Here is a 12,682-nt window from a genome sequence, read left to right as displayed (position 1 = left end):
AATGAACAAATTAAGTCTTGTTTTAGTAGCTGGATTTCTTTTGGTTGGATGTGCATCTGAACCAGTTAAAGATCCAGACGCATTACCAAATGGCATTATGCAACCAGTAGAAGGCACAGGTGCCGTTGCTGGCGGTAGTTTTATGCCAGAAATTCAAAAAAATACGATACCAACACAAATGAAATAATAACGGAACAATAAGGAATAACTATGAAAAAATCATTTCTCTTACTCCCTTTGAGTCTTGTTGTATTATCGGCTTGTACCTCTAATTTTCCTGCACCTATTTCTGATGCAGATGGAAATTTTTCCCCTAGTGTAATGCAATCTGTAAATGGCAGTAATGTAGGTGGTGCTTGGCAACCTGAAATTCAAAAAAATTCATTACCTACAATCGGAAATATGGTCACGCCACAACCAAATTTTCAACCGATTAATCAACAACCAACAATGCCAACAGCACCTGCACAACCTGCATTTCAACCCTCTCCGAAAACCGTAGTTAGCGCACCGACAGTACAAACAAAAACAGTTACCAAAACAGTCGCTGATTGTGTAGATGGACAGCATATTAATATCCCACGTAATCCAAATACCAATGTGCCAGATTACAGCAAAATCTCAAAAGGCTCTTACAAAGGCAATACCTATAAAGTAAACAAAGGCGATACAATGTTCTTAATCGCTTACTTGGCGGGGATTGATGTAAAAGAATTGGCGGCGTTGAATAACCTATCCGAACCTTATAATTTAAGTTTAGGGCAAGTTTTAAAGATTTCTAATTGTAGCACAAAAACGGTTACTACAACGGTTTCTGTAAAACAACCTGCAGTCACAGCATCAACAGCAATGCCAGTTAAACCTGCAGTCACTTATACTCCAGGCGCAAACGGTACTCAAATAGGATCTGACGGTACTATTATTGGCCCCATTAAATCAGAGGCTGGCACATCGTCTAGTGTACCTGTGGCAACTTCATCAACACAGGTTACATCATCTGTAAATAATGCGAATAGCACACCAATTAATTCCAATGTCGTTGCGCCAATCGCCTCAAATGTTGCGTGGCAATGGCCGACTTCAGGTAATATCATCCAAGGTTTCTCAAGCACAGATGGCGGTAACAAAGGAATTGATATTAGTGGTTCACGAGGACAAGCTGTAAAAGCGGCTGCAGCAGGGCGAGTAGTGTATGCAGGCAATGCTTTACGTGGTTACGGTAATTTAATTATCATCAAACATAATGATGATTTTTTAAGTGCCTATGCGCATAACGACAAAATTCTTGTCGTCGATCAACAAGAAGTCAAAGCAGGTCAAGACATCGCCAAAATGGGAAGTTCTGGCACGAATGCTGTAAAACTCCATTTTGAAGTTCGTTACAAAGGCAAATCAGTAGATCCAGTACGTTACCTCCCAAGACGTTAATCTTCCTGTAAAAAGTGCGGTAAAAAATCTCAACAAATTTTTACCGCACTTTTTTATCTGGCTTTTTCCCCTTTCGGCACCTAAAATAACAGCCACAAAACCTATCTTTATTCAGTTTCAAAGCAGGTAATTAGATGATTTCCGAAGAAAATTTCCAACAACATACGCCAATGATGCAGCAATATCTAAAACTCAAAGCGGAGAATCCAGATATTTTGTTGTTTTATCGCATGGGGGATTTTTACGAGTTGTTTTATGACGATGCGAAAAAAGCGGCGGCATTGTTGGATATTTCTTTAACGAAACGAGGTCAATCTGCAGGACAGCCCATTCCGATGGCAGGAATGCCTTATCATGCGGTGGAAGGTTATTTAGCAAAATTAGTGCAGTTAGGTGAATCTGTGGCGATTTGCGAACAGATTGGCGATCCAACGACGAGTAAAGGACCAGTGGAACGTCAAATTGTGCGAATTGTTACACCTGGGACAGTAAGTGATGAAGCGCTTTTGCCTGAACGCCAAGATAATCTGATTGCTGCGGTATATCAAGAAAAAGAAAAATTTGGATTAGCCACTTTAGATATGACCTCTGGCCGTTTTCAGCTTTGTGAACCTGCGGACAAAGAAACTTTGCGTGCGGAATTACAACGTATTGCACCTGTGGAATTGCTGTATTGTGAAGAATTTAATGAAATGGCTGCGATTGAACATTGTAAGGGATTACGCCGTCGCCCGATTTGGGAATTTGAACTTAGCACAGCCATTACGTTATTAAATCATCAATTTGGCACAAAAGATTTACGTGCCTTTGGTGTGGAAAAATCCCCTCTAGGCTTAAGTGCGGCTGGTTGTTTATTGCAATATGCAAAAGAAACGCAACGTACCGCATTACCCCATATTCAAAGCATTAGCTTGATTCAAAATCAAGACTGCATTCAGTTAGATGTCGCCACGCGCAGAAATCTTGAATTAACACAAAATCTTGCGGGTGGCACAGAAAATACGCTAGCGTCTGTATTGGATAAATGCGTTACGCCAATGGGCAGTCGCTTATTGAAACGTTGGATTCATCAGCCTATTCGTGATGTGGAAAAATTAGAACAACGCCAACAAGCGATTGCGGAAATTCTGAATTTTGATTTAGTCGATGAACTTCAGCCTTATTTGCAATTAGTCGGTGATATGGAGCGTATTTTAGCGCGTGTTGCGCTACGTTCAGCTCGTCCACGCGATCTCACTCGTTTGCGCACGGCGTTAGAACAAATTCCAGCATTACGCGCGATTGTGCAACAAAAAACACCGCTATTTTTAACCGCACTTTTCAGCCAAATTGCCGATTTCAGCGAGCAGTGCGATTTATTGCAACGTGCATTGATTGAAACGCCTCCGCTTTTAATTCGCGATGGTGGTGTGATTGCTGAAGGTTACCATGCCGAGTTGGACGAATGGCGTATGCTGTCTGATGGCGCAACTCAATATTTGGAAAATCTCGAAAAACGTGAGCGTGAAAGCACAGGCATTGATACGCTAAAAATCGGTTTTAATGCAGTGCATGGTTATTACATTCAAATTAGCCAAGGGCAAGCGCATAAAGCGCCTATTCATTATGTACGTCGCCAAACCTTGAAAAATGCAGAGCGTTATATTATTCCCGAACTCAAAGAATATGAAGACAAAGTGCTGAAATCAAAAGGCGCAGCGTTAGCATTAGAAAAGCAACTTTACGATGAATTATTTGATTTATTATTACCGCACTTAGGCGCGTTGCAACTGGCGAGCCTCGCGCTTTCTGAATTGGATGTATTGGTCAATCTTGCCGAGCGTGCAGACACCCTCAATTACGTTATGCCAACATTCTGTGATGAAGTGAGCGTGAAAATTGAAAATGGTCGCCATCCTGTTGTGGAACAAGTATTGAAAGATCCTTTCATCGCCAACCCAGTGGAACTCAATCACAATCGTCATTTATTAGTTATCACTGGGCCAAATATGGGCGGTAAAAGCACTTATATGCGCCAGACCGCATTAATTACATTGCTGGCGTATATCGGCAGTTTTGTGCCAGCAGACAGCGCGCGAATTGGGCCGATTGATCGTATTTTCACTCGAATTGGTGCGTCTGATGATTTAGCCTCAGGGCGTTCAACCTTTATGGTGGAAATGACTGAAATGGCAAATATTCTTCATCAAGCCACTGCGCAAAGTCTCGTGCTTATTGATGAAATCGGACGCGGCACATCCACTTATGATGGCTTATCCTTAGCTTGGGCTTGTGCGGAATGGTTAGCCAAAAAAATCCGCTCGCTTACATTATTTGCCACCCATTATTTTGAATTAACCGCATTGCCAGAACAGCTAGAAGGCATCGCGAATATTCATTTAGATGCTCTTGAGCATAACAACACCATCGCCTTTATGCACGCCGTACAAGATGGCGCAGCAAGTAAAAGTTATGGTTTGGCAGTCGCGGCTTTGGCAGGCGTGCCACAATCCGTCATTAAACTAGCAAAACAGAAATTGACACAATTAGAAAAAAACTCAAGCTATTCAGTCGAAGAGCAAATTCAAGCGCTGCGTGAAGCCAATCACAATCAGGGCGAATTATTGTTTGAACAAGAAACGGATGCACTAAGAGAGGCTATTGAAAAACTGGATCCCGATGATTTAAGCCCTAAACAAGCCTTGGCGTATTTGTATCAGTTAAAGAAAATGGTGGGGTAAATATTATATCCTAGCGATAAATTCAAATGTTTACGGTGCTTTATCTACCATACGCAATAATAAAGAAGCTTACGCATTGGGTTTTGCTGGTGGATTGTTTACGTGGATTTATGCGGGTTTATATGGATTGGCTGAGGGGAATGGGAGTTGAATTTAAATCCTAATGCTATAAAAATAAGGATATTATTTTTTTTTAGTATTAAAATTATGGTACAAAATATGGTACTAAAAAATTTTTTTCATTGATTTTTGATTGTTTTTTTAATCAAATTTGAAAGCACCCCTAAATGATGATTTGCCAGTGTCTAAAATCAAACTTTGAACATCTTAAAGCCACCAGCAAAAAAGAAAAATGCGATCTCTTTGACCGCACTTTATTGTTTGATATTTGCCTTAGCTATTTTCCTTAATCCACGTTTGAAAATATGGGCTGTTTATTTTTATTGTGCCGTTCGCGTTACGTGTAATCAGCTCTTTTCTTTCTAGTTTTCGCACTTTCCCTTGTATTGTGCTTGAGCTAATATCTTCTATCCCTAACGCTTTAGCAAAATAGGCGCGTTTTTCTTTGCTATATAGCGCATTTTCGCCATTTACAACGCTCTTTAGTATTTCCCGTTCTATTGAGCTTAATTCGCGCCATATCTTCACACTGTCGCCTAATTCACTCATTTGAGCAATCCTATATTCTGATGCTTGTTTAAGTGATAGATTCGGGTTGATAATCATATCTTGAGCAATTGAACGCATATAAAGAGGGGTAAAATTAAATCGTTCAAAGAGTTCATAAAATTGATTTTTGTCGATTTCTTGCCCTGTTCTACTGTGATAAATATCGGCTAGAAAATCAGTAAAATTCTTGCCTAAATTTGGGAAATCTAAAGGGTGTGCAAAATGAAAAAACGGTGCTTTGTTGTCATTAAACATTGCCCGCAATCCATTTGTGCTACTCCCTGTGAAAATCACTTTTATCTTTTGTTGATTTATATCTAAACCAGTGCGCAATGAACGGATTAACCCTATAGTATGGCTCACTCTTGCCAGTTCTTGAATTTCATCAAGTAACATTAAAATAGGTTTATCGCTAGATTCTGTAATGGCATTAATAATCTGAACAAGGCTTAATTCATCAAGTTTAGTTTGATTTTTATCTTGTAATTCAACGCCTACGCCCATTAAGTCAATGGCTTTTAGTTTATCAAACAAATTATTGGTTTTGCCGTCCACCACATCAAGAAAGTGTATTAGCTCACGTGTAAAAACATGGCCCAATTCGTTACTAGTCCTATCCATAAAACTAAAATAGAACACATTAAACCCTAATTTCTCTGCTTTCGGCTTTACGTCATTAAGCAAGAATTGGGTTTTTCCCATTCTACGGGGAGCAAAAAGGGTTATGGCGTGTAATATTCCGTCTTTTAGGCTTGATAGTAATCGCTCTGCTAATTCAGAACGGGGGAAATAAAGCGGGTCTACCTGTGTCATTTTTAGCCTCTTTATATTGTTTTATACTCTCTATGTATAATTATACGTTTAATGTATAAAAATGTATAAAACTTTATGAAATAGCTCCTTACGCAGCAGGAGAGCAGGATTTGTTGCTCTATTTTGGGCAATTAGAAGAGTTATTTAAAGCAGAATTTAGACAGGGTAATGATATTTAAATCCTTTAAACAATAATCCGCACGTAAAATGTGCGGATTATTTTTACATAGTATTAAAACTCAAACTGAACAGACATTCTGTAATTTCTGCCTGGTGCATAAAAGCGGTTTAAGCCTTCACCAGTTGCTGTTTTTACTCGGTTAATGGTGCCAAGATGTCGAATAGAGCGAGCAGAGTCCCAAGTGAGATATTTTTTATTGGTTAAATTATACACACCAGCGGTAAATGTAAGATTTTTAATTGGTTTCCAATAGGCAATCGTATCGATCACTGTATAGCGATTATTACGCCATAATCCGCGAGAATCTTTTACTTCTTTGCCGTTTGCTTTTGAAGCTGGTACATCTGTTTCACTGCCATAAATCTTTTCTTTTCGTTTAACCATACTTGTCCATTGAGAATTAAAGCTGTCTTTTGCTTTTTTGGCTGCAACATTAGTGATATACACATCCATTCCCCATTTTCTGCTTGGTGCATCATAGCCAATATTGTATACCGATGTGGTTGGTTGTAAGGCATTCATTGGTTGAGGTTTACGAGCAATGGCTTCGTATTCTGGATGTTCAGCTTTATTCAAATCCAAAAATTCTTTATATTTTGGATTTAATCCATTGTCTTTAATTCTTCCTTTTTGATAGGTAAATTTATAGCCTAAATGGAATCCTTGTAGTTTTTCAAACAAATCGCCCATTTCTAGACGTGAAGCAATTTCGATACCTCTGACTCTTGCTCGATCTCGATTTTGGTTCTGATGGAACGGATAAGTGATAGCATAGCCTCCTTCAATAGGACGTGATCCTACTTCTACTAAGTCAATAAAATTACGGTAATCGTTTTGGAATGCATTTAACGTAATATAACTGCTGTTTTTATAAAAAGTGAATGCGACTTCTTTTGTTTTAGAGGTTTCAGCTTTTAAATCCGTGTTAGGCTGAATGGAAAAATCTTGATGCTTGAATGTCATATAAATTTCATCAGAGGTTGGCGCACGAAAACCATTGGCGTATTTAAGCTGTACACGAAGCCAATCTGTGGGATCAAGATTTAACGCTAAATTGTAAGAATGATGTTTATAGTCAGTTTTGCGTAATAGCAGTGCAAGATTTTTTTTCACATTATTTTTATAACAATCAGTGTTATAGCGACAATCCTTATATCCTGCAGGAATATACGTGCTATAAACAACATCTTTTTCATCAAAAGGTACAAATATTCCTGCAATTAAGCCACCTGGAATGGGAGTTTTTTCATCATAGCCAGGTAAATATTTTACGTGGTCATAGCGATAATTTAAATCTAGCCCTAGCCAAGAGGTAAGTTGCACATTATCTCCAAAATACAACACATTATTTTTAGTGGTAACAGGGATTAAATAAGTGTACTTGTAGTTTTCATAATTCATTAAAGCACATCTATGTGCACTATAACCAGGTGCTGGCTTACGTTCAATAGGGAATGTGCCGTCCACAGCTTTATTACAGAAAAAATAGTCAGCCCACCATTGCACATTTGCAGCGGTATAGCCTTCGTTATTGACCATATTCTTCAGTGTTTTTTCATAAAAACCACCATATTTTAAACTGTGTTGAGTGCTCCCTAGATTAAACTCTTTATCAAGATCGAGTTTAATTTGTTTGGTATGTGTATTTAAATCGCGATCATTATAGAAGTCGTTGCTGTATCCTGAGCTTTTTGGGAATAAAAAACGTGCGGATTCTTCTTGTAGAGGCCCACCAGTCCAGAGTGGCTTCTCTCCCTTTTTCAGTGGAATTTTTCCATATTTTTTACCATTTAAGGTTTCAGTGGTAATATCTCGGTTTTCATACTCATATTTATCATTCCCATCTTTATCTTTTTCAACAAAAACCCGAAATTTTTTACCTTCACAATTTAATTTTTCGCAATCAATTAAGACCGAATCAAGTGAGCCTCCAGAGGAATCTATATCATTATCAACATCTTCATCCTTATTATTCTTAAATTTACGATAATAGCCAGCTTCTACGCTTTTAAATTCACCTCCATTTTTATCGACAATGCTATAAACGCCATCCTTTTCCACTAACTTTAACCCTTGCGGATTACTTACACCAGGACAAGTGGATTGATGACAATATTCATCAGAACGTGCTTTATTGGTGATTTTTTGTGAAGAATAACTTAGTTTAATATGATCCCAAAAAGGCGTTTGACTGAAATTTTCATAACTAAATTGAATATTTTTTCGTTTGGATTGATCGTTAATAATACGCTCACCGTATTTTTCATTGTTAGCTGTACTATATGGTCTAAGAGCGTAAGACAAATCTATACCCTTTGTTTCTAAAGTAGAATCATCTAATGCCACACTCAAGCGATGGTTTTCATTAGGCTGAAAGCCCAGTTTTATTAATGTGCTTTGGCGGGTAATTTGATACGGATCAGCTTTTTCACGGGTAGGACCAACCGCACTTAAATCAGCCTGTTTGTTGGGATAAATTTTATAATCGTAGTTTTCTATTTCGTGCCCATCACGCGTTGTATCAACGACTAAAATATCAAATTTTTTAGAACGTCCTGCTAATGTAAGTGTCTTAAGGTTTTGATTATTCATTGTTTGATAGCCACGTTTATAGGAAAGATAATAATCTTTATCTAGCAGATAATCTCGAGCATCTTTAGTTTCAAATATAACAGAGCCACCCAATGCGCCACTACCAGATTTTAAGGAGTCAGCACCTTTTGTAATTGTTGCCTGTTTTACATTTTCAATTTCAATGCTATTACGAGTATTATTAAAATTGCCATAGCCTTCAAATAACTCCTTAAATCCTTGAGAGCTTAAGGTTTCAGCTTGACGAAGTCCATCAACCATAATACCCACACGGTTTTCATCAACCCCTCGAACAGCATAACCACTTGCGCCCGTTCTACCTGTTTCAACCACCGTAATACCTGTTTCATAGCGAACGAGATCTCGAGAATCAGACGCCTGCTGTTTCGCTAATTTTTTGGCTGAAATTTGGGTTTCCCCGACTTTTTTCTCTTTGATATTAATATTTTCTGATGAGCCTGAAACATTAATTTGTTCTAGTTGTTCAGAAACATTACTATTTTGGTTGGTTGGTTGGTTGGTTGGTTGGTTGGTTGGTTGGTTGGTTGGTTGGTTGGTTGGTTGGTTGGTTGGTTGGTTGGTTGGTTGGTTGGGCAGCATAGACTGTGCTTGCATTTAATGCAAATGCAATAGAGCAAGCAAGCAGGCTGAATTTAAAGTTGGTCATAGGTTTCCTTATTTTTTTAATGATAATAATTATTATACATATTAAATAATTGAATTTATTTAATCAATATCAAAAAAAAGTATAATAAGTACAAAATCCTAATTGCTTTATATGAGCATAAAAGAAAATCATTTTAACCGCACTTTTGTTTGTAAGTCGTATTTTAAAATCATCAAAATTTAATTTTTAATCACTCTTTTATCGACTGCGTAGATTTCTTTCGTTATAATTGAGCGTCTTTTTATTTAACAAACGTGTTCGGTGTGGATTTGACCGAGTGCAAATTAATTGAGGTAACAAATGTCATTAAATATTGAAACAACTCAAGGTTTAGAACGCCGCGTAGCGATTACCGTTCCAACTGAAATTGTCTCTAAAGCCGTTCGTGAAGAATTTAAACGTGCTGCAAAAAATGTGCGCGTAGATGGTTTCCGTAAAGGTCATGTGCCTGCCCATATCATTGAACAACGTTTTGGTGCGTCAATTCGTCAAGATGTATTAAACGATTTATTACCACGTCATTTTTTTGATGCTGTTATTGCAGAAAAAATTAATATTGCAGGTCGTCCAACTTTTGCTATTGAAACTTTTGAAGAAGGTAAAGACTTAGTTTTCACTGCAACTTTCGAGGTTTATCCAGAAGTTAAATTACAAGGTTTAGAAAATATCAAAGTTGAAAAACCAACTGTTGAAATCACGGAAGCTGACATTGATAAAATGATCGATGTGTTACGTAAACAACAAGCTACTTGGGCTGAAAGTCAAGATGTTGTAAAAGCAGATGATCGTGTCACTATTGATTTTGTTGGCTCTGTAGATGGCGAAGAATTTGAAGGTGGTAAAGCTACTGACTTCGTATTATTTATGGGTCAAGGTCGTATGATTCCAGGTTTTGAAGAAGGAATTGTTGGTCATAAAGCAGGTGAGCAATTTGATATTGATGTGACTTTCCCAGCGGAATACCACGCAGAAAACTTGAAAGGTAAAGCAGCAAAATTTGCGATCACTTTGAAAAAAATCGAAAATATGGTGTTGCCTGAATTAACAGATGAATTTGTTGCTAAATTTGGTCCTAATACTAAGTCTGTTGCTGATTTGCGTGCAGAAATCCGTAAAAATATGGAACGTGAATTGAAAAATGCGTTAGTTTCTCGTGTTAAACAACAAGTAATCAATGGTTTAATTGAACAAAATCCGATTGATGTGCCAGCTTCTGCAGTAGAAGAAGAAATTAATGTATTACGCAATCAAGCAGCTCAACGTTTTGGCGGTAATGCACAACAAACTGCACAGTTACCACGTGAATTATTTGAAGCTGAAGCAACTCGTCGTGTTCAAGTGGGTTTATTATTCTCTGAAGTGATTAAATCTAATGAATTAAAAGCTGATGAAGAACGCGCCAAAGCAATGATTGCAGATATTGCATCAGCTTATGAGCAGCCAGCAGAAGTTGTGGAATATTACAGCAAAAACGAAGAGTTAATGAATAATATTCGTAACGTAGTATTGGAAGAACAAGCTGTTGATGCAGTACTTGCAAAAGCACAAGTAACAGAAAAAGTTTCTTCATTCGATGAAATTATGAATCCACAAGCATAATAAGTAATATTATTATGATTGAATAAAAGTGCGGTCGCTCTTTTTAATAAAAGCGATCGCATTTTTATTTGTGGGTTATTTACGATAAAATAATTAGCAGTTTTAATGAAAAAGGTAAGAAAATGAGTGTAATTCCTATGGTCGTTGAACAGACTTCGCGTGGCGAACGTTCGTACGACATTTATTCCCGTTTATTAAAAGAACGTGTGATTTTCCTAAGTGGAGAAGTGGAAGATCGTATGGCAAATTTAATTGTGGCACAGCTTCTTTTTTTAGAATCGGAAGATCCAACTAAAGATATTAATATTTATATTAACTCTCCAGGCGGTTCTGTGACCGCAGGTATGGCAATTTACGACACAATGCAATTTATTAAGCCAGATATTCGCACTCTTTGTATTGGTCAGGCTTGTTCAATGGGCGCATTCTTACTTGCTGGCGGAACCGCTGGCAAACGAGCTGCGTTACCCAATGCGCGAGTGATGATCCATCAACCTTTGGGTGGTTTCCGTGGTCAAGCATCGGATATTCAAATTCACGCACAAGAAATTTTGAAAATTAAACACACCTTAAATGATCGTTTAGCATTCCATACTGGACAAAGTATTGAGCGTATAGAGAAAGATACTGACCGCGATAATTTTATGTCAGCTGAAGAAGCACAAGTGTATGGTTTGGTGGATGAAGTCTTGGTTAAACGTTAAGGGTATACAATGACAGACAAAGATAAAGATTTGCACTGCTCTTTTTGCGGAAAGGAAAAAGGCGAAGTAGATAGATTAATTGCTGGCACAGACGGTTATATTTGTAATGAATGTATTGAACTTTGTCACTCAATGCTTGAAGAAAGTCATGATAAAAATTTAGAGGAAAGTGCGGTAGAAAATGAAGAAAAATTACCAACGCCTCACGAAATTCGCGCTCATCTAGATGATTATGTTATCGGTCAAGATTATGCGAAAAAAGTGCTTTCTGTGGCAGTTTATAATCATTATAAACGCTTGCGAACTAACTATGAAAGTAATGATGTAGAGCTTGGTAAAAGTAATATTTTACTTATAGGCCCTACAGGTAGCGGAAAAACGTTACTTGCGCAAACATTAGCTCGTCGTTTAAATGTACCCTTTGCGATGGCGGATGCAACCACATTAACGGAAGCTGGTTATGTGGGGGAAGATGTGGAGAATGTGTTACAGAAACTTTTGCAAAATTGTGAATACGATACTGAAAAAGCAGAGAAAGGCATTATTTATATTGATGAAATTGATAAAATTAGCCGTAAATCGGAAGGCGCATCAATTACTCGAGATGTTTCAGGAGAGGGGGTGCAACAGGCTTTATTAAAACTTATTGAAGGTACAATCGCTTCCATTCCACCTCAAGGCGGTCGTAAACATCCACAACAAGAAATGGTAAAATTGGATACGTCTAAAATTCTCTTTATTTGCGGCGGTGCATTTGCAGGATTAGATAAAATTATTGATAAACGCACTCAAACCAGTACGAGTATTGGTTTTAATGCCAAAGTTGAAAAAGATGAAAAACAACAATCTCTTTCTGAATTATTCCGTCAAGTTGAACCTGATGATTTAATGAAATTTGGTTTAATTCCAGAATTTATTGGACGCTTACCAATGATTGCCCCATTAAGTGAATTAGACGAAGATGCGCTGATACAAATTCTCACAAAACCAAAAAACGCATTAATTAAACAATATCAAGCCTTATTTGGATTGGAAAAAGTAGAATTGGATTTCACACCAGAAGCATTAAAAGCAATGGCGAAAAAAGCACTTGAAAGAAAAACGGGTGCGCGTGGCTTACGTTCTATCGTAGAAGCAGTGTTGTTAGATACAATGTATGATCTACCGTCTCTTGAGAATTTACAAAAAGTTATCGTTGATGAATCGACAATTGTAGATAATCTTGCGCCAAAATTAGAATATTAGATTTAATCGCAAAAGTGCGGTTGTTTTCGCCAGATTTTCTATGTTGATGCTTATTTTCAATAGG

General features: G+C 37.6%; 9 protein-coding genes and 1 pseudogene. 7 read left to right on the top strand and 3 right to left on the bottom strand.

The window, feature by feature from the left end:
* Position 1: 1 nt before the first annotated feature.
* From DQN49_RS02485 to mutS, 3 genes are all read left to right on the top strand, one after another.
* Positions 2 to 187 (top strand): hypothetical protein, encoded by a 186-nt coding sequence (locus DQN49_RS02485; protein WP_005654318.1) that lies wholly within the window; start codon positions 2 to 4, stop codon positions 185 to 187.
* 23 nt (positions 188 to 210) lie between these two features.
* Entirely contained in the window at positions 211 to 1,428 is a 1,218-nt protein-coding gene (gene nlpD / locus DQN49_RS02480) for a murein hydrolase activator NlpD (protein ID WP_006995272.1), read from the top strand.
* Positions 1,429 to 1,562: 134 nt separating this feature from the next.
* Complete coding sequence (gene mutS, locus DQN49_RS02475; protein ID WP_006995274.1) at positions 1,563 to 4,148, top strand: DNA mismatch repair protein MutS; 2,586 nt, start codon at positions 1,563 to 1,565, stop codon at positions 4,146 to 4,148.
* Between the two features lie 393 nt (positions 4,149 to 4,541).
* Here the strand turns inward: mutS and DQN49_RS02470 are convergent, their stop codons facing one another.
* Positions 4,542 to 5,630 (bottom strand): ATP-binding protein, encoded by a 1,089-nt coding sequence (locus DQN49_RS02470; protein ID WP_006995275.1) that lies wholly within the window; start codon positions 5,628 to 5,630, stop codon positions 4,542 to 4,544.
* A gap of 71 nt (positions 5,631 to 5,701) precedes the next feature.
* On the opposite strand from DQN49_RS02470, the pseudogene DQN49_RS10605 reads away from it, so the two are divergent.
* A pseudogene (locus tag DQN49_RS10605) lies at positions 5,702 to 5,809 on the top strand (selenocysteine synthase); the annotation flags it as partial.
* 53 nt (positions 5,810 to 5,862) lie between these two features.
* On the opposite strand, the gene DQN49_RS02460 reads toward DQN49_RS10605, so the two are convergent.
* Both DQN49_RS02460 and DQN49_RS10380 read right to left on the bottom strand, forming a co-directional pair.
* On the bottom strand, positions 5,863 to 8,841 hold the full coding sequence (locus DQN49_RS02460; RefSeq protein ID WP_081457549.1) for a TonB-dependent receptor domain-containing protein: 2,979 nt from the start codon (positions 8,839 to 8,841) through the stop codon (positions 5,863 to 5,865).
* Positions 8,842 to 8,899: 58 nt separating this feature from the next.
* Positions 8,900 to 9,070, bottom strand: a complete 171-nt coding sequence (locus DQN49_RS10380) for a PT domain-containing protein (protein ID WP_408609791.1) — start codon at positions 9,068 to 9,070, stop codon at positions 8,900 to 8,902.
* A 300-nt stretch (positions 9,071 to 9,370) separates the two neighbouring features.
* On the opposite strand from DQN49_RS10380, the gene tig reads away from it, so the two are divergent.
* The 3 genes from tig (at position 9,371) to clpX (ending at position 12,618) form a co-directional block, all read left to right on the top strand.
* On the top strand, positions 9,371 to 10,669 hold the full coding sequence (gene tig / locus DQN49_RS02455) for a trigger factor (RefSeq protein ID WP_006995277.1): 1,299 nt from the start codon (positions 9,371 to 9,373) through the stop codon (positions 10,667 to 10,669).
* 92 nt (positions 10,670 to 10,761) lie between these two features.
* A complete protein-coding gene (gene clpP, locus DQN49_RS02450) occupies positions 10,762 to 11,373 on the top strand; it encodes an ATP-dependent Clp endopeptidase proteolytic subunit ClpP (RefSeq protein WP_257005503.1) in 612 nt (203 codons plus the stop codon).
* 9 nt (positions 11,374 to 11,382) lie between these two features.
* Entirely contained in the window at positions 11,383 to 12,618 is a 1,236-nt protein-coding gene (gene clpX / locus DQN49_RS02445; RefSeq protein WP_005661954.1) for an ATP-dependent protease ATP-binding subunit ClpX, read from the top strand.
* Positions 12,619 to 12,682: the final 64 nt, after the last annotated feature.

This window comes from Haemophilus aegyptius, from assembly GCF_900475885.1.
GTDB classification, from domain to species: domain Bacteria; phylum Pseudomonadota; class Gammaproteobacteria; order Enterobacterales; family Pasteurellaceae; genus Haemophilus; species Haemophilus influenzae.
Note: the sequence above shows the minus strand (reverse complement) of the source record. Positions and strands in the feature narration are given on the sequence as shown.